The following is an 18320-nucleotide window of genomic DNA, read 5'->3' as shown; positions in this document are numbered from 1 at the left end:
GAAGACAAAAATGGCAGACGCCTATACCCGTATCGCGGACGCGATCGTTCCGTCCGTCTATGCGCAATACTCGTTCGAGGAGCACGTCCAGTCGCTGGAGATTTACCAGGCCGGGATCCTGTTTTCCGACCCGTCGATCGCCTCGAAGCTCAGCCTGGGCGGACGTTCCGTCGACATGCCCGGCTGGAAGGACCTCGGCAACGATCCGTCCGAGCCGGTCAATGACGACCCGGCCGACTCGATCGAAATGAAGAAGATCGGCGCGCGCCGCGAAGTCGCGGCCCGCAATGTGCGTGCGCAGGCCTGGGGCATCCCGGATCTGACCTCGATCCTTGCCGGCGACGATCCGCAGAAGCTTATCGTGCGCCGCCAGACCGACTACTGGCAGCGCGCCAACAAGCTGACGCTGCTGGGCATACTGAAAGGCGTGCTGGCCGACAACATTGCCAATGACGCAGGCGACCTGGTGCGCATCACCGGTGCCTCCATCGTCGACACCGACATCATCGAGGCCGCTTATCTGATGGGCGACCGCGCCGACAAGTTCAAGACGATCTGGATGCACTCGAAACAGATGAAGGCGCTGAAACTCGCCGACCTCATCGACTATGTGCCGTCGTCCGAGCAGGGCGGGCCGCTGATCCCCTATTACATGGGGCTCAGGGCCGTCGTCGACGACGACATTCCGGTTGCCGGCGGCGTCTACACGGCGTTCATGTTCAAGGACAAGGCGATCCTGTGGAACGAACTGCCGGTCAACACCGAAGGCGGGCCGCTCGAGTTCGACCGCAAGCCGCGGCAGGGCCATGGCGGTGGTGTCACCGAAATGGTCGGCCGCCGGCATTTCGTGCCGCATGTGCCGGGCACCCGCTTCCTCGACGCGTCCTCGGCCGGCGAATTCGCCACCGATGCCGAGCTGGCACTGGCGGCAAACTGGGACCGCACGGCGTCGAGCGTCAAGCACATGACGTTCATCGCGCTGAAGACGACCGAGGCCTGATCGGGCGAAGGGGCGGGCGTCAGACGTCCCGCCCCTTCGGGACACCAGGTCGGCGAATCCCAAGTTCACCCGCTGCGCTGCGTCGGAGTGATGTGAATTTTGGCGTTCGCTACAACATTCATGTTGCCCTTTGGCCAATCGACGGCACCAAACAGTTACAAGAAAGGGCGATGCTGCCTTGTCTTGGTAAGGGAGGTCACCATGAACATGAAGTACAAAACAGTTCAGGAAGTGCTCCGAAAAGCGGGCATTGTCATGAGTAAGAAGGGGGAAGTTCATCGCATAAACTTCTTCAGCGGCCTGGAAGACACCGCCTACTACACGCCAAGTCTTCAGGATGCCCTGGACAGGGGCTTGGCTTTGGCGGGAGGTGCCGGAAGGGTGAAAGCAAGCGTCTTTGCCAAGTCAGCTGAAACAGGGATCTCGACCGGCGCACGCATCGGCTGACCCAATTCAGGCAAGACATCGCCGCGTTGCGCGGCGGTGCCGTGAAACTGCAACAACCGAAGCATTGCCGTCTTCCTTACTTCGAACGGAAAAGAGGCGGATCACGCAGCGCCTGCCACCCGTGTCCTGACGGGCGGTTGGCGTCGTGACGGCTCCATGCACGAGACGTGCAACGTTCCGCCCAAGCCAAAATCACAAGAAATCCCAGCCGCCTTGAAGCGGCTTTTTGCCGTGGAGGCACCATGCCCCGTTTTCCCCGACCAACCACACAGCCGGAGGCCTGAGCCATGGCCATCACCCCGCTCGACATCGCCAACATGGCGCTCGCCGTGCTCGACGAGGCGCCGATCGAAAGCCTCGACCAGGACGCCAAGGCGGCACGCCTGCTCAATCTGCATTTTGACCTGACCCGCGAGGCCGAATTGACCAAGCACGCCTTTGTCTTCGCCATCCTGGCGGCCTCGGTCGCCGGCTTCGACACCGGCAGCGGCGCCGGCACGCTGAACTTCGCCTATGAGCTTCCCGCCGATTGCCTGCGGCCCTTGCCGCTGACAGGGAATGGCGAGCCGGATGGCGTGCCGCTCTCATGGCGACAGGAGGCCGGGTTGGTCTATTCCGATCAGGCCGGACCGCGCATCATCCGCTATGTCGCCAATCTGACCGATCCCAACGACTGGGACGCGCTGTTCAGCGAAGTGCTGGTGGCGGCGCTCGCCATCAAGATCGCCCATCCCCTGACCCACAAGGCCAGCATGATCGACGTCGCCCGTAGCGCCTATGACAGGGCGCTGGACGCCGCCTATTCAGCCAATGCCATCCAGCGCGGCGGCAGATTTTCCACGACGTCCTGGGCTTTCCAGCGCGGCGACAGCCGGGGCGTCGGCCGATGACCACGCTCTATCCGATCCAGGACGCTTTCATCCGCGGCGAGATTTCTCCCCGCTTGCATGCTCGCGCCTCGCTCGACCTTTACCGGGCGGCGCTGTCGAAATGCACGAACTTCGTCACGCTGCCGCATGGCGGCATCAGGAAACGCGGCGGCACGTATTTTTGCGCGCAGGTGAAGGCTCCGTCAAAGGCGACACGGCTGATCCCGTTCATCTTCTCGGCCGATCAGGCCTATGCGCTCGAATTCGGCGATCTTTACATCCGCGTCTACGCCTATGGCGCCCGCGTCGGTACGGTCGAGGTGGCGGCCCCTTATCCCGAGGCCGATCTGTTCGACCTGCAATTCGTCCAGTCGGCAGACCAGATGTGGATCACCCACAAGGGTCATCCGGTCAAAGTGCTGACGCGCACTGCGCACACGACCTGGATGCTCGCCGATTTCGTCTTTCTCGACGGCCCATACGACAAGATCAACACCACCGCCACGACGCTAACGCCGGCCGCAACCGGCAACGCCATGCCGGTCATGGTCGCGAATACGCTGCCAAGCGGCACGGTCAGCAACAGCAACGGCTCATCCGACGTGTGGCAGGTGTTCGATGGCGACAAGCAGAAGGGGGAGAACATAGCGGGCTTTCCGAGCGGGTATCTGCGCTACCAGTTCGGCGGCGGCGGGGCCAAGACGGTCGACGCCTACTGGATTACCGCCACGAATGATCACTCAGACACTGCATCGCCGACCCAGTGGCAATTCCAGGCCTCGCACAACGGCACCGACTGGACGACGCTCGACAGCCGGGACGGAGAGACCGGCTGGTCCAAGTCGGAAACCCGTTTCTTCGACGGCTTCAACAACACGGTTGCCTACGAATATTATCAGCTGCTGTTTTCAGGTGGCGGCAGCGACGGAACCGCTATCGCCGAACTGGCCCTGCACGAATACGCGCCGTCGCAAACGCCGTTCGATCTTTCGGCCTCCTCGATCGTCGGCATCAACGACGGCATCGGCTTCCAGACCAGCGATGTCGGCCGCGCCGTTCGTCTGCTTGGCGCGGATGGCTTCTGGCGCTGGGCCAAGATCGTTGCCCGGACCAGCACCATGGTGGTCACGGTTCAGTTGTACGGGCACGCTCTGCCCGATCTCAGCCCGATCATCCGCTGGCGTCTCGGCACGTTCGTGCCCGGCAAGTATGTCCAGAGCGGTTCGCTTTACGAGGAGCGCCTGGCGTTCAGTCGCAAATTCTCGGTCTATGCCTCGCAAACCGGCGATTTCGACAACTTCGCCACCGGCGAGAAAGACACCGACGCGCTGGAATTCGTGCAGGCAGGTGGCGGTCAGGCCAACGACATTACGTGGGTGGCGGAATCGGACGGCGCGCTGATCATCGGAACACTTGGCGGGGTGAGGGCGCTGTCGGGCTCCGGCATCGACGAGGCGCTGACGCCGTCCTCGTTCAAGAACCGCCGGTCGCGGACTTTCGGTTGTGCCCCGCTGCGTCCCGTCGATGCGGGGCAGTCGTTCCTCTATGTCACCCGCTCCCGCAAATCGATCGCCGAGCTGACGCAAAATGCCACCGGCCGCTTCACCTCCGACGATGTCGGTCAGATATCGGAGCACATTCCCAAGAAAGGCGTCGTCGAACTCGCCTTCCAGACCGACCCCGATCCGCTGCTCTGGTTCCCGCTCGGGGATGGCGAACTCGGCGGCTACACGCACCAGCCGTCGCAGGACGTTCGCGGCATGCACATCCACCAGATCGCCGGAAGCTTCGCAGGATCGAACTGGGCCGTTGTCGAAAGCGCCGTGGTGACGCCCGGCCAGGACGGCAACGACGATCTCTGGCTGATCGTCAAGCGCACGATCGGCGGCGTGACCAGGCGCTATATCGAAATAAAGACCGCGCCGTTCGAGTATGGCGGGATCGGCGATGCATTCGAAGTCGACTGCGGCCTGACCTATGGTGGCGTCGCTGTGGGCACGGTCTCGGGGCTTGATCATCTCAACGGCGAAACAGCCGACGTCCTGGCCGATGGCAAGGTCTACAAGGGCCTTGCTGTGGCCGCTGGCGCGGTTTCGCTCCCCGGTGGAGCTACGGCAGCCAAATGGCAGGTCGGGCTCGGCTACCAGTCCGAAGCCAACACGCTGGAGCTCGACGTCGGCGGCCGCGACGGCTCGATCGTCGGGCGGCGCAAGAAGGTGGCCAAGCTGATTCTTTCGCTGCTGGAAACCGACACAACCGGGCTTCAGGTCCAGTCCTTCATCCGCGGCCGCTGGGAGCAGGTTCGCATCCCGTCCGTGGTTGCACCCGACGGCATGGCGAAATTGTTCACCGGCAATGTCGAGGTGCCGATCGACGATAGCTGGGAAGGGCAGGGGCGGGTGAAGATCCGCCACGTCAATCCAACGCCCTGCACGATCAGGGCGATGACACCGGTGTTCGACGCCGAGCCTTAGAAACTGCTGATCTCCCCCCTCGAGGGGGAGATGTCGCCGAAGGCGACAGAGGGGGTCGGTTCGTCCTGACGCGGCCTCCTATCGCCTCCATCGCGGGGGAAGAACGCCGGCGCTCCACGCGAGACGACCCCCTCTGGCCTACCGGCCATCTCCCCCTCGAGGGGGGAGATCACCCGCTCCGTCCTCCATCGCTTCCCCAACCAAGGAACCCACCCGTGACCCCAACCCATGCCGAGCAACTCGGCAAGGCGCGGACGGCTGCCGATTTCGCTGCCATCCGCGCCTTGCTCGACACCGACCTCAACGAGGCGATCGCCCGCAAGGGCGAGCTGGAAACGGAAAAGTTTCACGCGATCTTCGGCGCCGGCAATTTGACGGCGGCGCGTGCCGCATTGGACGACTGCAACGCTGAAATCGCGCTGATCGAGAAAACCATCGAGGACGCGGACGAGCGCCGCGTTGGCGCCCCCCTGGACGAACCCCCCGCCGAAGCCGTCGCTGCCACGTCGGCGCCCGGCGACGAGGTCAGGACAAAGGCCGAGGCGCTCGGCGAGCGCTGGCGCACGGTCCACTGGCTGATCGAGCAACTGCGCCAGGAGCTGTTCGCGGCCGATGCCTTGAGCCGCGCCATCATCGCCGCCAACGGCCTTTTCGATGCCGACGGCGCCGTCGGCCTGAAGGTCAACCTGACCACCATCCGGCGCACTGCCATGGCCGGCCCGCGCGCCGCCGCGCCATCGCGTCTCAGCCGCCCGGCGATCCAGGCCGACCGGCTGCTTTTGTCCTTCCTCAGCCCCGGCGGCGTGCTCGACCGGCGCCCTGCGATCGGCGCACCGGTCGGCGGCATCAAAAGCAAATTCATTCCCGCCGGCGAACGAGGCTGACCATGTGCACACTAGCTCTTATCGGTACGGCGCTTTCGGTCGGCGGCGCGCTGGCGGAAGGCCAGCGGTCGAAGCAAATGGCCGACTACCAGGCCAAGGCCTATGAACAGCAGGCGCGGGCCGACGCTCAAAGCTCGGCCTTCGAGCAGGGCCAGGAGCGCCATAAGCAGGATCTGCTGCAGGCGCAGGCGCGTGCCCAGGCCGGCGCTTCGGGCGTCGCCATTTCTGGTTCGCCGACCGAGGTGCTGGCCGCCAATGCCAGGCAGGGCCAGCTCGACCTCAAGGCGATCCAGTACGGCTCGCAGCTGCGCCAGAACGGTCTCGCCACGCAGGCGGCGATCGCGCGCTTTTCCGGCAGGCAGGCGGTGGGCGCCTCGATCTTCAAGGCCGGCGGCAGTCTCGTGTCGGGCCTCTCCGGCCTATACGACCCGGCCAAGGCGGTGACGTTCGGCAGAAGCGCCTTCCCGCCGGCGCCGGGTGGAGGCCTCTACTGATGGCCACCATCCCGCTCCAGCTTGCCCAGCGCCGGCTCGATACCGGCACTGTGGCCTCCTATCCCGACGGCTCGCCGGTGGCCGCCGCCATGCAAGGCTTTGGCGACGAGCTCTCGGCGATTGCCGAACGCTTCCGGCAGCAGAAGCAGCAGCAGGACGCGTTCGACGCCGACATTATCGGCCGCGAGCTGAACGCACGCATCGCGCACGCCGAGGCCGTGGCGGTGCAGACCGCGCCGGCCGACGGCGGCGGCCTGCACGACTTCATGTATGGCCAGCTCGATCCGCGCAGCGACGGCGTCGTCAGGCCCGGCCTGTTCGACCAGATCTTCGACGACACCGCGGCGAAAGTGCCGGAGGGCGAACGCGCCAATTTCCTCGCCCAAAAGCAGGCGTTGCGGCTCGCCGGCTCGGCGCGCATGGCCGCGCAGCAGCACGCGCGGCGCCAGAATTATGAGCAGGCCGAGTGGAGCAAGGTCGAGGACGGTTACACAAGCGCCATCGCGCAAGGCGACCCGAACGACAGCGGCACGTTCGAGGCGATCAGGCAGAGCGGGCTCGACCTGATCGGCAAGATGGGCAACCCGGTGGCCCGGCAAGCTGCCGAGGCCGCCTGGCGCAGCAACGCGGCAAAGGCGCTTGTCCAGGCGATGATCGCCCAGGACCCGAAGCGCGCTGCGGAGGTGCTGGGTGGGGGGTCGGGAGCGACTGACGGCAGGACCAAGGACGATACCGTCGAGGCTGTGAGTGGGCCTCCGGCGGATGGAACTGCCGCACCGGCTTCGCTCCGTGACCGCGTAGGCAAGCTTACGCCGGACCAAACGTTGGCGCAGGCTTTTGGGGACGACATTGCCCCCGAAGAGCGGCCAGGGTTGGTCCAGCAGGCCCGAGCCGCCGACGCGATGCGGCAAGTCGAAAAACGCACAAACATTATCCTGGCCGAGCAGAATGCGCCGGCCGACATCAGGGACAATGGAACCTATTCCGGCCCGATCCCAACGCCGGAACAGTTCGTCGCTCTCTATGGCGCTACCGAAGGCGCCAGGCGCTTCGAGGCGTTCAACAGGACCGTTGAGGTTAATCGTCAATTCCACGGCATGCGCGACCTGTCGAATAACGCCGTGCGGGCCATGGTCAAGGACGCCGACCCCACCGCAGATAGTTCAACGCCGGAAGTGGACAAGGCGCGCCATGACGCTATCGCCACCGCCGCGGACCTGACGTTCAAGGCCAGGCAGGCCGATCCGGGCGGCTATGTCCGCGAGGCATTCGCGAACCTTGATGCGGCCTGGAGCAACCTGTCGAAGCCGGGAGACTATCGGGCGGCGATCATTGGCTCCATCGCCGCCCAGCAACAGTTGGGTTTTGAGACCGCCCAGCCGCTACCCAACTCTGTCGCTGAGGACATTGTCGGCAGACTCAAGGCCCAGCCGCAAGACCAGACCGCAGAGCTGCGCAATGTGTTCGCCGCGCTACCGAATCAAGCCGCGCGCGAAGCGGTGCTCAGCCACCTGTTTCAGACCAGCGCGTCCCAAACAGATAACAGCATCGCGGATAGGTCGGTCCGGGCAGCTGTAGTCGACCCGATGATGCTGCTCGATTTAGCCAACACTGTCGAGCCAGGACGATCGGTATCAAACGCGGAACTCACCAACTACTTACCGACGAATCAAGAGTGGCTCGGGAGATTGATAGCCGGCGACAGTGAGCGGGGGAGCCTGTGGCGTCGTCTCGCACAAAAACTCGTGGGCTCCGATGGGCTTGGCGAAGACAGCATCTCGGTGGCCGACTTCACGCCGTTGGGGACGTCATTTGCACTGGAGAAGGCTGGAAATGCAGCGCTGGAAGGCAACTACGAAGAAACACTGCTCAATGCCGCGGGCGCAATTCCTGGCGATAGGTTGGCGGCCGTGGCCCTGGAACGCGCCGCGGCGAAGATTGCCAAGCCCTGGGTAGAGAAACTCTCAATATTTTCGAGGCGGCCGACTGACCTAGTCGAAGGCGGCGAGGCACTTGTTCGTGGGGTCGATGCCGAAACCCTTAGGCACCAGCAAGCGCTTGCGCGCTCGGTCTCGCCACCAATGCCACGCCGGAAGACACCACCCGGCGAAATATCCGACAGTGCAGTTGAAACCGCGCTATTAGCTGCGATGCTTGCTAGGAATACGTCCAAAGTTAAACATGCCGGGGCGAAGGTTGGGTGGGCTCCATCCAACGACTATCGAAAAGTCTTTTTCGATGCGAATCCTAGTCTCAACAAAAGCGACTATAGAGTGCATCATGGCGTCGAGCAGGGAGTTTTTAAAAGGTATCCCGGGCTTTTTACAGAGAAAGAGCTGCATTCAATCGAGAATCTTCGTGTAATCCGGAACGAGTTCGACATAATTTTGCACCTGAAGGTAATTCGGAGCGAGTGGGAATATTTCTATAAGAAAAACCCTCATGCCACCCGTCAGAAGGTCCTTGACTATGTTACCGAAATCGACAAGAAGTACGGACATTTGTTCGATCCCACCAATAGGTGAATGATGAGATACTTTGACATTCTGCCCGATGTGGCCGGAGGATTGGGTGACGGCACTGTCATGGATACCAGTGTCCACCCTCCTATCGTAAGCAAGCTCGTGTACCAGATGGAGGGATGGATCGGTGATGTTCTTATAACAAGCTTTCCATGTTTTCTCGTGACGGAAGAGGCCGCGCACGCATTGTCAGAAATCGGCTTCACCGGAGCGACATTCGCCCCTGTTGAAGTCATAAAGTCCGAAGATTTCCGCGAACTTCAGCCCGAGGTAGAGCTTCCATCTTTCGTGTGGCTGAAGGTGAGCGGGAAAGCGGGTCACGATGACTTCGGCATAGCCAAGAACCTTAACCTCGTCTTATCGGAGCGAGTCTTCGATGTGTTTGATGAACGAGGTCTCCCTTCCGCTACCATCAAGCCGTTCGACGTTCGGCAAGAGTAGGTTAGGCACCGTCAGATTGATCGGCTGGTAGATTGGAGATCGCAATGTTCGAGAAATTTCGCCAAAACTTCCCGGTGGATAGTAGGATGCCGGCGGACACCGGCAATTTCTCCCTGGATACGAAAGTGCCTGGATTGAGCGAGTTGCTGGCCAGTTCGGCGGCGCTTCGTTCAAGCACGGTTTGTACAGGATAATCCGGGCGCAGGACGTGGCACGTTGGAACGCACGTGTCTGCCTGGGTTTTCCGGAATTCACCGGCCGGATCACCTGCTTTGGTTATGATTGGCTGGGGACGGCGCTTGCAGTCGATAGCCAAAGCCTGGAACAAGGGGAACTTGGTGTCGTGATGTTCGAGCCGGGCACGGGGGAGGCGCTCCAGGTGCCGGCCAACATCCGCACCTTCCACGAGGTCGATGTCATAGAGGATGAAGACGCGGCGTTGGCCGCCAACCTTTACGCGGATTGGCGCGAGGCCGGTGGCGCCGAACCGGCTTACAACCAATGCATCGGCTACAAAGATACCATTGTTTCTCGATGGCAAGGACGAAATCAAAAACCAGGAGCTGTCGGACCTGGAAGTCTATTGGCACATAATGGGCCAACTTATCGCGAAGGTGAAAGACCTGCCGCCGGGAACACCTGTCAATATCCGAGACCTTCTCTAAAACAGGGTTTCCGCTGATCTGCCATTGGGGACTCCCGTTCGAAGCTTGGCTAGAGGCGGTATTCGCCTCTGGTCTGAAGGGATGCAACCCCCGCAGTCTGTGATGCGGTATCCGTTTTGTGGCCGGACGGTCCGGGTAGAGCGTGCCGTCATCGGGACAGCGGTCTGATTGTGGTCACGATGCTGGCTTATGGCCTGCTAATCGCAGAGCGGTCTCAGTCGGTAGTGCTTGGGTTCGGCTCCTGTTTCAGATGAAGGATTGACCTGTTGCGCACAGACACTTTTCCGACCATGGCAAGGATTGTTTTTCTGCTCACCTTGGCCGGCGTTCTCCTGCTCGCGCTTTCGCCGGTGCGCTTCCTGCAGGAGTTGGACATGGGCTTCACCTTCCACCATGACAAGCTCAACCATGCCGCGGCGTTCGCGGTGTTGGCGGCACTCGGAAGCCTCGGCTGGCCGGAACACAAGACGAGGCTGGTCGTGCTCCTCGCTCTTACCGGCGCGGCGATCGAGCTGCTTCAGGGGGCCCAGCTGATCGCGCGCGATATGGATATCCTCGACTGGGTCGCCGACTGCGCCGGCATGGCCTGTGGGCTGGCGGCAATGGGTGGGACAAGAAGGCTCATTGGCGGATTGCTGTAGCCCTGGACCGCGTTGCTCGTTGTCCGCAAAATCGTCCGTGAATACACCGGCTGCGCCGGATAGCGCGGTGTCCGGCCGCGTAGCTTAAATACCCCACCGACAGCACTGAACCCCTTCCAGCCTCGCTTAGCGGGGCTTTTTTTATGGAGCAAGCCCTCATGTCCCGACCTGCAACTGCCGCCGTTCGCCTCCTGACCGGAGAACGCGAACCCGTGCGCCTCGCAACCACGGCCGACATCCTCCTGCACGGCCTGCAGGCCATCGACGGCGTGCCGGCCGAAATCGGCGACCGCGTGCTGGTCAAGGACCAGGCCGACCCGACGCAGAACGGCATCTACACGGCGAGCGCAGGCGAATGGTTCCGCGCCGCCGATGCCCGCACCACGCGCACCCTGCAGAGGGGCACGACGGTCCATACCCAGATCGGATCGGTCAATCCCGGCCGCGTGTTCGAGTTCACGGCCGACGAGCCGGCCGTCGGCACCGATGCCATCACCGTCGCCGCATCCGTTCCGCCCGACATCGCCGATGTGGTCGAAGAGGTCGAAGCGCTGCGCGATGAAACCCAGGCCTTGAAGGATGCCGCCGCAGCCAGCGCCGGCCAGGCATCAGCCAGTGCCGCCGCTTCCGCCGCGAATGCCGGCCAAACCACTGCCGACCGGGCTGCCACCAATTCCGATGCCGTCGCGGCCGCGGCGGCCGTCATCAGCGCTCAGGCCGCACGCGACGCTTCGCTCTACGGCAAGGGCATTTTCCCGACGACGGCGGCGGCAATCGGCTTCGGCGTCGTCGGCAACGGTGCGATCACGGCAGGCTCGGGCGGCGCCAATGGCACGTTCGACCTCGCGTTTACCGGCGGGACCGGTTCGGGCGCCGCCGGCCGCTTCGTAGTGGCGGGCGGGGCGCTGACGCAGATACTGATCACGGCGCCGGGCTCCTACACGGTGGCGCCGACGTTCAGCTTTGCAGCCTCGGCAGGGCTCGCCGGCGCCGCCGCCGCGGCGGTGCTGGGCAGGAATGTCGATGTCGGCGAGTATTTCTGGACCGAAGTTTCGACAGGTTCTTTGGGGTTGTTCAATGTCGGGGCAGGGCCTGTGGCGGCCGACACGGGCGTTCGCGCGGCAACGGCTGCTCTCCTTTCGAGCGTCGATAGCCTAGCAATGATCGAAGGCCTTAGCGTTCCGACCGCCAGGCTAACTGAGGCGGCCGGATCAGTCAGCCCATCTGTATATCGATCCTACTCTTTTGTGTCGGGCGACACGATCGAGCACATTGCCATTGCCAAAGCTGGAGAGCGAAGCATTCTGCAGCTTATTCACGCGGGGGCTGGTGCGGCCTATACAGCCAACTTCAATCTTGAGGAGGGTATCGTCTCAAGCAGTTCTGGCGCGAACCTCGTCAGCGCTGCCATCACGGATATTGGCTCCGGCTGGTACGAGTGCAAGGCTGTTGTCCTGGCTGCGGCAAGTATTACGAACAATGTGCAGGCACGCATGTCGGCTGCTGGCGTTTTTCCGTTCACCGGCGATGGAACCAGCGGTATGTACATTCGCAGTATCGTGCTGCGCAAGCAGGGCCTGCCGGCTAACCTGTTCCCGAGCAGCGACCCCGCCAACGCCGCCTTCACGAAGCAGAACGTGACGGTTACCACCACGGTCAGCCCTTATGAACCGGTGCTGATCTCCCTGCCTCCGCTTGTCGATGGCCTCGACGTGACCGTCAGAGGCCGAATGACGGCATCGAAGCTTGTCGAAATGGTCGGCTCTGGCAATCCTTCCGTTTATCAGGGCAGGTCCGTGGTCAATGGCGACAATATCGTCTGGAAAGTCACCGCTAAAAAAGGCCGAACGCAATCGTCTCAATCTCTACTCCAACAACGCCGTCATCTTCGACTGCACCTTCAATCTCGACACCGGGACTGCGACCGGCACGGGCGCGAGCATCGTCGCTCTTGGCAACGGCTGGTACGAATGCACGGTCACGAAGACGGCAACGGCCACGGCCGCGACGAACTGGCAACAGCGTATTTTCCCGTCTGCTGGCGGTCACCCGTATGTCGGCGATGGTGTGTCTGGATTCTATGTCCAAAGGTCGGCTCTAAGCATCAATGGTGGGCCGAATGTCTTCTCGTCTTCGGAAAACCTCTCCAACTCGGCCTGGACCAAAAGCGCCGGCGTGACGGCAGTCGCCAATGGCGCTCTGTATCTTGGCCTACTGTCGGATCCGGCCAACATCGGCGGCGATCCATATGACGACGGCTCGGCCGCCCTGGTTGGTAAGAAATTGACGCTGATCGGCTCTAGTATTTCGGCCGGAGCCTACTACGTTCCCGTCCTCGCCGGTCTGACCGGTATGGTCCCTACCAATCTAGCCGTCAGTGGCTCGGCCTTGGGGCTGAGCACCACCGCCTATCCGAGCTACGGAATGTCCAATGCGATCACCAACATTCCAGTCGACGCGGAGTTGGTAATCCTGGAGCCGGGCCCGAACGCCTTTGGCGCGCAGGAGACGCCCCTGGGCGCTCTCGGCGACACGACCTACGCCACTCACTATGGTTCGCTGTGGGCGGCCTGCGCCGCCATCCGAGCGCGTGCGCCGAACGCCAAGATCGTCATGATTGGCACCTACAGCGGCGGCCCTGGACACGCGACGCACCGGATAGGTCGGGTGAATGGCCAGGGCAACACCATGGACCAGTTCTTCAACGCCGAGCGCGAAGTGGCGAAGCTGCTGTCCATACCGTTAATCGACGTAGGTGGTGAGAGTGGCATCGGCTACCTGACCTCGTTGCTTTACATGGGCGATGAGCTCCATCCGAATGCTGCGGGCAGTCTGCGTCACGGAACTTTCGACGCTGAGGAACTCCGTTGTCTGTCGCGCCGGGGCTTCTTCGGAGCCTAGACTGGAATGGTCCTGTGTGGCAGATGTTCGCGAATGCGCGTCTTCTCCACCGTTCTTACTCTTCGCCGCCGCTTTTGGTCGTGGATCGCCACGGGCGCCGCTAGGGAGAATGCCGTCATCGGGCCGCGCACGAAGTTCGGCGCCGGGGCAGAGATCTTCAATATCCACGGCGACCGGTCTCGCGTCTCAATCGGCGCGGACAGCCATTTGGATGGGCATTTGCAGGTCTTTGCCCACGAGGGTCGGATCAAGATTGATGATTGGTTCTATCTTGGCCCAAGCTCGACGATTTGGTCGTCAGACCCGGTGGGGATCAAGATCGGAAAGCGGGTACACGTCTCATGGGGTGTGGCGATCCACGACACCAACTCGCATCCTATGGACCCGAAGAAGCGCTTCGCGCAGATGCAAGCCATCTTCAAGCGGGGCCATCCTAGAGTCGACCCTGGCATCCGCTCCGCTCCGATCGTGATTGGAGACGATGTCTGGATTGGGAACAGTGCCATGATCATGAAGGGTGTCACGATCGGCGATCGGGCGATTATCTCCGCCGGTTCCATAGTGCGAACCGACGTCCCTGCTGACGCCCTGGTGCGGCCTGACCGGGTCGTGAAATGATGCCTTTGGGTTAATGCTCATCACACGGTTAGCTCACAGTCACGAAGGGCATGTGCTTGACCCGCTCCCATTGCTCCTTCGCCGTGGTTCCTGACCAGCCGTTGCGAAGTGCACTCTCGCGGTACGCCTCCACAGGCTCTAGTCCGGGCAAGGCCACAGTCTGCGGCAAGAAGAACAGGTTGCCGCCAGCCGCCGAGACAGCGACGAGTTTGTAGCCGTGACTATTGCAGAGCTGCGTCAGAGCGGTGATCGAGGCGCCGTGATACCAACCGCTTTCGTGCTTTGCGGCCCTATCGAACGACGGATCGTATGGCACGGTGACGGGGTTGAGCCCGAAGCTGGCATTGTACTCCGCGACAATGACGGCCGGGCGCACTGGCAGCAAGGCTTGCAGAAACCAGTAGTCGTTTCCATCGACATCGACGGAAAGCACTCCAAGTTGCGGAAAATGCGTGGCGAGACTTTCGATGTTGTTGAGATCAATGAAGCTCTGGCGCACTTCAATCCGCTTTGGAAGCAGCGAGCGCGCCAACCGCACGGTCGTTGCGTCGCCGTCGACGAGCAGACCCCTGAATTCACTAAGCCCAATGCAGTTGTACTCCGTCGGATGGAAACCAAATTCCAAGAACGTTTTCGGGCTTTGGCCAACAATCTGCGACAGGATCACACTTTCGTCTGATTGCGGAGACCCGGCAAGGCGAGCCTTTGCGAGGTGAAAATAATATCGGAGGGGGCTTGAGCGAAGGAAAGCATGCATGCGCGATTGGACATTCATCAATGGATGACTCCTGATCGCCCGCCCGCGGACAATTATTTGCGACAAGCGACGGCGGTTTGCAAGCTTGCAAACGCGCGTGTCCGCCAGTCTGGAGGCCATTTGAAAATCGCCGAAAAGTTCGTCAGAAGAATTGCTCTGCGAGGGCCGCTCGGGATGCTGTGCGCACCAACAATGGCACAGCAGGCCGACCAGAAATCCTACAGCTGGGCGGTATTTCGGAATTGTCAGGGTTCATCGCCGACGCAGACCACCGCCGGTGCAGCCGCTACCGTCTGCTGTCCTGCGGCTTCTGGTGCGGGTCCTGGGATTTCGACCACCAGACAAAATACAGCGAGCCCATCTTTATCACAGGCACGCGGCGGTCGCGTTCCCTGGCCCGCAACTCACGATAGGTCTTCATCTTCAGAGTGCCGCCCGGCAACCTGATACGCACTGCCATCGGTCCAACTCCCGTTGTGCAACGCAGCAATTTTCGTGCAATGCGGTAAGTAGAGACCTTCCGTTGCGGAAGAGTCAACAGCAGGGTCATCAACTTATTTTGCGAGCTGGCCGGCGGAGGTCGGGGCGGGCTTTCCCAGGCGCATGGCAGCCGAAAATATTCATGCGTCACCCTGGCGACTGATCGTCAACCAGGCGCTGGCGGTTCGACCACCAGGTGAAATAGATCCGGCCGATCTTGACGACGGGTATGCGGCGGGCGCGTTCGCGGTCGCGCAATTCGCGGTACACCTTCACCTTCAGTGTGCCGCCAGGCATCCTGATACGCACCGCCATCGATTCCGCCACCCCATTGTGCAATGCAGCATCAGAGACCTTCCGCTGCGGAAGAGTCAATGCCTGCCCGCTGACTATTTCTGGGACTAGTCGAGCGGTCTTGAGGTTTGGGCGCGCGCGGCCGTTCCCGATCCCGCACGGAGGCGTCATTGCTCAGTCGGCATCGTCTGGTGCGCGGGCTATTTCCTGGGCGAGGATTTTCTGGGCGAGGATGGGCGATCGGACACGCCGCTCGGCCACCAGATGACGAAGTAATTGCCGACCTGCCAAACCGGCACCTCGCGATTCTGCTCGCGGCGCCGCAGCTCGTCCCTTTTCTTGATCTTCAAAGTCCCGCCTGGAAGCCTGATTCTTATCGTCACGTGTCCTCCCGTACCCGCTACAGGTACGAACGATAGACGGGAACAGTTTCATCCCGGCTAAGCAATTTCATCCAGGTCGAGCAATTTCGGGCGCGGTAGACGCAGGAACCGGGACCGGAGCGAGATCGCCGGAACCGGCTTCATTTGAAGAAATCCGCAATGCCGTTGATGGCCAGCACCGCATAGACGATCGGTCCGGCGATAAACGCACAATAGAGACAGAGGATCGCCGCCAGCACCAGCAGCAACGGCTTGTCGCGAGCGACGGCGCGGAGCTCGGACTTCACCGTCCAGCGCGCCGCAGCGGTTTGTTCATCATCAGACATGTGCACCATCCCGCGCCCATTTCACACGGCAGGTCGAAAACATCAACCTTCCTTGCCACGGCAACATCGGCACGGGCTGCCGCCCAATTCTGCTTTGCCGCCACGCATCTGCTTTTTCAACCTCAAAACCTTGCCCGCGAGGGCGGAAAGGACTGCCCATGGACATGACGTTCAGGGGCGCCGCCAGGCGCCTCGATGATATAGACTTGCCGAAACTCGGTGCCCGGATCGGCGTCGGCGAGGACGAGATGCACGCGTTCCTCGATGTTGAAACCAGCGGGCACGGCTTCGACGCCGTTGGCCGGCCGGTCATCCTATTCGAACCGCACGTCTTCTACCGCAACCTGTCGGGTGCCGAGCGGGCACAAGCGGTAGCCGCCGGCCTCGCTTATCCGAAGTGGGGCGAGAAGCCCTATCCCAGGGATAGCTACCCACGGCTCAGGGCGGCTTGTGCGATCGACGAAACCGCGGCGCTCAAATCCGCTTCGTGGGGGCTGGGTCAGGTCCTCGGCGAGAATTTCAAGGCGGCAGGCTTCCTTACCGTGCAGGCGATGGCCGAGGCAATGATGGCAGACGAGGCGCTGCAGCTCGGCGCGGCGATCGACTTCATCGTCGAGAACCGGCTCGACGACAATCTGCGCAATCATGACTGGTCGGGATTCGCCAAGGGCTACAACGGCGCCGGCTATCGCAAAAACTCCTACGATACCAGGCTTGCCGAGGCCTATCGCAAATGGAGCCGCATCAAGGACACGCCCTGGCCGTCTGCCGGTCCGGCGTCATCGGCGGTCGTCCCCGCAGTCCCGCCAGAGCTCGCTAAGCCAATTGCCGTTCCGCAAGCGACCGCTGCGCCCGCGTCCTCTGCACCTCCCGTGCCTGCCGCCAGGCCCGGCCTCTGGGCAGCGCTGATCGCCGCCATCCTCAAACTATCAGCCATCCTCAAACTGTCTGGAAGGAAATGACATGTGGACCCGGATCAAGAGCTTTTTCCGCGACAGCGAGACAATATTCTGGGCGCGGCTTCAGGCGGCCATCGGCGTCATCGCGAGCATCGTCACCTATGTCGACCCGCAGGTGCTTTCGCCGATCATTCCGGGGGAATGGTTCCCCTGGTTTCTTGTGATCAACGGCGTTTTGACCGAGTTCCTGCGCCGCCGCCGCGCGGAGGATTTGTGATGGCCGCACTCCTCGCCATTCTCAGCGCCATCATCGGCAACAAGGTCGTCATGACGGTATTCGCTGCTGCGGCCGGCGGCATCGGCCTTTACGTTGCCGGCGGCATCAACCGGGCGAAGAAGGAGGCGGTCAAACAGGCCGAGGCAAAAGTCGCGGCCGCCGAGGACCGCCTCGAAATGAACCGCGAGGCCGCCGCCGAAGGGCGCAAGGTCGCCGGCATGACCGATGCTGCAGCAAGAGCGGAGGCTGAGAAATGGGCAAAGCGCTGATCCTTTGCCTGGCGCTCGCCGGCTGCGCGACAACCACGCCGGCCGGCAATCCGCGCCAGGTCTGGTGCGACCACAACCAGCCGCGCCGGCCATCGGCGGCCGTCGTCGCCGCCATGACCCGGCCCGAGCTCGACGAGATGAACGCCTTCAACGGGCAGGGTGCCAGATGGTGCGGGTGGACGCCATGATGCACGAATTACTCGACGTCCTGGGCATCAAGGCGCCGGTGTTGGTCGCCGGCCTGTCCGGCGGCATTTTGCGGGCCTTGTCGCGTCATCGCTACAAGGTCCGCGAAATGGTGGCCTCGCCGATCTGCGGCGCGCTGGCGGCGGCCTATCTGACGCTGCCGGTCGTGCATTATTTCCGCGCCGCCGGCCTGCCCATTCCTTCTCCGGACGACGACACCACGACGCTGGCCGCGGCGTTCCTAATCGGCGTCTCGGCCATGTGGATTTCGGACATCGTCTTCGAAATGATCGTGCGCCGGTTCGGGCCGGTGAAGGAGGAGTAAGCCGCCCAAGCCCGACGAAATAGTGACGTTCAGTTGGAGCCCGGCGCCCCGAAAGGTGGGGGGGGGGGTTTTGGTTTTTGCACGGAATGTGTTAGAAGTTTGTTTTGGGCCAGGGCGGGGGGCTGCCGCGGGGGCCCCCCAAGATGGGGGGTTGGGATGGGTGGTTGT

The 18320-nt window shown here is 62.3% G+C and carries 23 protein-coding genes and 2 pseudogenes; 20 read left to right on the top strand and 5 right to left on the bottom strand.

What is annotated here, in order from left to right:
- Nucleotides 1–10 precede the first annotated feature (10 nt).
- From NKJ91_RS28270 to NKJ91_RS28205, 15 genes and pseudogenes are all read left to right on the top strand, one after another.
- A complete protein-coding gene (locus NKJ91_RS28270; protein WP_352458159.1) occupies nt 11–1000 on the top strand; it encodes a Coat protein in 990 nt (329 codons plus the stop codon).
- A 201-nt stretch (nt 1001–1201) separates the two neighbouring features.
- Nucleotides 1202–1447: a hypothetical protein gene (locus tag NKJ91_RS28265; RefSeq protein ID WP_352458158.1), complete on the top strand. Its 246-nt coding sequence runs from the start codon at nt 1202–1204 to the stop codon at nt 1445–1447.
- A gap of 287 nt (nt 1448–1734) precedes the next feature.
- Nucleotides 1735–2337, top strand: a complete 603-nt coding sequence (locus NKJ91_RS28260) for a phage connector family protein (protein WP_352458157.1) — start codon at nt 1735–1737, stop codon at nt 2335–2337.
- Complete coding sequence (locus NKJ91_RS28255) at nt 2334–4790, top strand: phage tail protein (RefSeq protein WP_352458156.1); 2457 nt, start codon at nt 2334–2336, stop codon at nt 4788–4790. Before NKJ91_RS28260 ends, NKJ91_RS28255 begins: the two co-directional genes overlap by 4 nt.
- A 215-nt stretch (nt 4791–5005) precedes the next feature.
- Nucleotides 5006–5674, top strand: coding sequence for a hypothetical protein (locus tag NKJ91_RS28250; protein WP_352458155.1), 669 nt, complete (start codon nt 5006–5008; stop codon nt 5672–5674).
- A gap of 2 nt (nt 5675–5676) precedes the next feature.
- Nucleotides 5677–6168 (top strand): hypothetical protein, encoded by a 492-nt coding sequence (locus tag NKJ91_RS28245; protein WP_352458154.1) that lies wholly within the window; start codon nt 5677–5679, stop codon nt 6166–6168.
- Nucleotides 6168–8693: a hypothetical protein gene (locus tag NKJ91_RS28240; RefSeq protein WP_352458153.1), complete on the top strand. Its 2526-nt coding sequence runs from the start codon at nt 6168–6170 to the stop codon at nt 8691–8693. The genes NKJ91_RS28245 and NKJ91_RS28240 overlap by 1 nt, the downstream gene beginning before the upstream one ends.
- A 3-nt stretch (nt 8694–8696) precedes the next feature.
- Nucleotides 8697–9131, top strand: coding sequence for a hypothetical protein (locus NKJ91_RS28235; protein ID WP_352458152.1), 435 nt, complete (start codon nt 8697–8699; stop codon nt 9129–9131).
- Nucleotides 9132–9175: 44 nt separating this feature from the next.
- Complete coding sequence (locus tag NKJ91_RS28230; RefSeq protein ID WP_352458151.1) at nt 9176–9325, top strand: hypothetical protein; 150 nt, start codon at nt 9176–9178, stop codon at nt 9323–9325.
- A 14-nt stretch (nt 9326–9339) separates the two neighbouring features.
- Complete coding sequence (locus NKJ91_RS28225) at nt 9340–9813, top strand: hypothetical protein (protein ID WP_352458150.1); 474 nt, start codon at nt 9340–9342, stop codon at nt 9811–9813.
- A gap of 249 nt (nt 9814–10062) precedes the next feature.
- Nucleotides 10063–10437: a hypothetical protein gene (locus NKJ91_RS28220; protein WP_352458149.1), complete on the top strand. Its 375-nt coding sequence runs from the start codon at nt 10063–10065 to the stop codon at nt 10435–10437.
- 143 nt (nt 10438–10580) lie between these two features.
- A pseudogene (locus NKJ91_RS33915) lies at nt 10581–11975 on the top strand (phage head spike fiber domain-containing protein); the annotation flags it as partial.
- A gap of 265 nt (nt 11976–12240) precedes the next feature.
- Nucleotides 12241–12465: pseudogene (locus tag NKJ91_RS33910) on the top strand (phage head spike fiber domain-containing protein); the annotation flags it as partial.
- 147 nt (nt 12466–12612) lie between these two features.
- Nucleotides 12613–13338, top strand: coding sequence for an SGNH/GDSL hydrolase family protein (locus NKJ91_RS28210; RefSeq protein ID WP_352458147.1), 726 nt, complete (start codon nt 12613–12615; stop codon nt 13336–13338).
- 33 nt (nt 13339–13371) lie between these two features.
- On the top strand, nt 13372–13956 hold the full coding sequence (locus NKJ91_RS28205; protein ID WP_352458146.1) for an acyltransferase: 585 nt from the start codon (nt 13372–13374) through the stop codon (nt 13954–13956).
- Nucleotides 13957–13984: 28 nt separating this feature from the next.
- On the opposite strand, the gene NKJ91_RS28200 is transcribed toward NKJ91_RS28205, so the two are convergent.
- The 5 genes from NKJ91_RS28200 to NKJ91_RS28180 all read right to left on the bottom strand — a co-directional run bounded on the left by NKJ91_RS28200 (nt 13985) and on the right by NKJ91_RS28180 (nt 16196).
- A complete protein-coding gene (locus NKJ91_RS28200) occupies nt 13985–14731 on the bottom strand; it encodes a hypothetical protein (protein WP_352458177.1) in 747 nt (248 codons plus the stop codon).
- Between the two features lie 268 nt (nt 14732–14999).
- Complete coding sequence (locus NKJ91_RS28195) at nt 15000–15173, bottom strand: hypothetical protein (protein ID WP_352458145.1); 174 nt, start codon at nt 15171–15173, stop codon at nt 15000–15002.
- 167 nt (nt 15174–15340) lie between these two features.
- Entirely contained in the window at nt 15341–15508 is a 168-nt protein-coding gene (locus tag NKJ91_RS28190; RefSeq protein ID WP_352458144.1) for a hypothetical protein, read from the bottom strand.
- A gap of 179 nt (nt 15509–15687) precedes the next feature.
- Nucleotides 15688–15837, bottom strand: coding sequence for a hypothetical protein (locus tag NKJ91_RS28185; protein WP_352458143.1), 150 nt, complete (start codon nt 15835–15837; stop codon nt 15688–15690).
- 173 nt (nt 15838–16010) lie between these two features.
- The gene (locus tag NKJ91_RS28180; protein ID WP_352458142.1) at nt 16011–16196 is read right to left on the bottom strand and encodes a hypothetical protein; all 186 of its coding nucleotides are present in this window, start codon (nt 16194–16196) and stop codon (nt 16011–16013) included.
- Nucleotides 16197–16354: 158 nt separating this feature from the next.
- Between NKJ91_RS28180 and NKJ91_RS28175 the strand changes: the two genes are divergently transcribed.
- The 5 genes from NKJ91_RS28175 to NKJ91_RS28155 are packed head-to-tail and all read left to right on the top strand — an operon-like array spanning nt 16355 to nt 18152.
- Nucleotides 16355–17158, top strand: a complete 804-nt coding sequence (locus NKJ91_RS28175; RefSeq protein WP_352458141.1) for an N-acetylmuramidase family protein — start codon at nt 16355–16357, stop codon at nt 17156–17158.
- A 1-nt stretch (nt 17159) separates the two neighbouring features.
- Nucleotides 17160–17372 (top strand): hypothetical protein, encoded by a 213-nt coding sequence (locus tag NKJ91_RS28170; protein WP_352458140.1) that lies wholly within the window; start codon nt 17160–17162, stop codon nt 17370–17372.
- Nucleotides 17372–17641 (top strand): hypothetical protein, encoded by a 270-nt coding sequence (locus tag NKJ91_RS28165; RefSeq protein ID WP_352458139.1) that lies wholly within the window; start codon nt 17372–17374, stop codon nt 17639–17641. Before NKJ91_RS28170 ends, NKJ91_RS28165 begins: the two co-directional genes overlap by 1 nt.
- The gene (locus NKJ91_RS28160) at nt 17626–17829 is read left to right on the top strand and encodes a hypothetical protein (protein WP_352458138.1); all 204 of its coding nucleotides are present in this window, start codon (nt 17626–17628) and stop codon (nt 17827–17829) included. Before NKJ91_RS28165 ends, NKJ91_RS28160 begins: the two co-directional genes overlap by 16 nt.
- A complete protein-coding gene (locus tag NKJ91_RS28155; RefSeq protein ID WP_023675762.1) occupies nt 17829–18152 on the top strand; it encodes a hypothetical protein in 324 nt (107 codons plus the stop codon). The genes NKJ91_RS28160 and NKJ91_RS28155 overlap by 1 nt, the downstream gene beginning before the upstream one ends.
- Nucleotides 18153–18320: the final 168 nt, after the last annotated feature.

The organism is Mesorhizobium sp. M0040 (assembly GCF_040323505.1).
Lineage (GTDB): Bacteria > Pseudomonadota > Alphaproteobacteria > Rhizobiales > Rhizobiaceae > Mesorhizobium.
Note: the sequence above shows the minus strand (reverse complement) of the source record. Positions and strands in the feature narration are given on the sequence as shown.

Coding starts and splice junctions, on each gene's coding strand:
- NKJ91_RS28270 (WP_352458159.1), top strand. CDS start 11: ATGGCAGACGCCTATACCCGTATCGCGGACGCGATCGTTCCGTCCGTC.
- NKJ91_RS28265 (WP_352458158.1), top strand. CDS start 1,202: ATGAACATGAAGTACAAAACAGTTCAGGAAGTGCTCCGAAAAGCGGGC.
- NKJ91_RS28260 (WP_352458157.1), top strand. CDS start 1,735: ATGGCCATCACCCCGCTCGACATCGCCAACATGGCGCTCGCCGTGCTC.
- NKJ91_RS28255 (WP_352458156.1), top strand. CDS start 2,334: ATGACCACGCTCTATCCGATCCAGGACGCTTTCATCCGCGGCGAGATT.
- NKJ91_RS28245 (WP_352458154.1), top strand. CDS start 5,677: ATGTGCACACTAGCTCTTATCGGTACGGCGCTTTCGGTCGGCGGCGCG.
- NKJ91_RS28240 (WP_352458153.1), top strand. CDS start 6,168: ATGGCCACCATCCCGCTCCAGCTTGCCCAGCGCCGGCTCGATACCGGC.
- NKJ91_RS28235 (WP_352458152.1), top strand. CDS start 8,697: ATGAGATACTTTGACATTCTGCCCGATGTGGCCGGAGGATTGGGTGAC.
- NKJ91_RS28230 (WP_352458151.1), top strand. CDS start 9,176: ATGTTCGAGAAATTTCGCCAAAACTTCCCGGTGGATAGTAGGATGCCG.
- NKJ91_RS28205 (WP_352458146.1), top strand. CDS start 13,372: ATGCGCGTCTTCTCCACCGTTCTTACTCTTCGCCGCCGCTTTTGGTCG.
- NKJ91_RS28200 (WP_352458177.1), bottom strand. CDS start 14,731: ATGAATGTCCAATCGCGCATGCATGCTTTCCTTCGCTCAAGCCCCCTC.
- NKJ91_RS28195 (WP_352458145.1), bottom strand. CDS start 15,173: ATGGCAGTGCGTATCAGGTTGCCGGGCGGCACTCTGAAGATGAAGACC.
- NKJ91_RS28190 (WP_352458144.1), bottom strand. CDS start 15,508: ATGGCGGTGCGTATCAGGATGCCTGGCGGCACACTGAAGGTGAAGGTG.
- NKJ91_RS28180 (WP_352458142.1), bottom strand. CDS start 16,196: ATGTCTGATGATGAACAAACCGCTGCGGCGCGCTGGACGGTGAAGTCC.
- NKJ91_RS28175 (WP_352458141.1), top strand. CDS start 16,355: ATGGACATGACGTTCAGGGGCGCCGCCAGGCGCCTCGATGATATAGAC.
- NKJ91_RS28170 (WP_352458140.1), top strand. CDS start 17,160: ATGTGGACCCGGATCAAGAGCTTTTTCCGCGACAGCGAGACAATATTC.
- NKJ91_RS28165 (WP_352458139.1), top strand. CDS start 17,372: ATGGCCGCACTCCTCGCCATTCTCAGCGCCATCATCGGCAACAAGGTC.
- NKJ91_RS28160 (WP_352458138.1), top strand. CDS start 17,626: ATGGGCAAAGCGCTGATCCTTTGCCTGGCGCTCGCCGGCTGCGCGACA.
- NKJ91_RS28155 (WP_023675762.1), top strand. CDS start 17,829: ATGCACGAATTACTCGACGTCCTGGGCATCAAGGCGCCGGTGTTGGTC.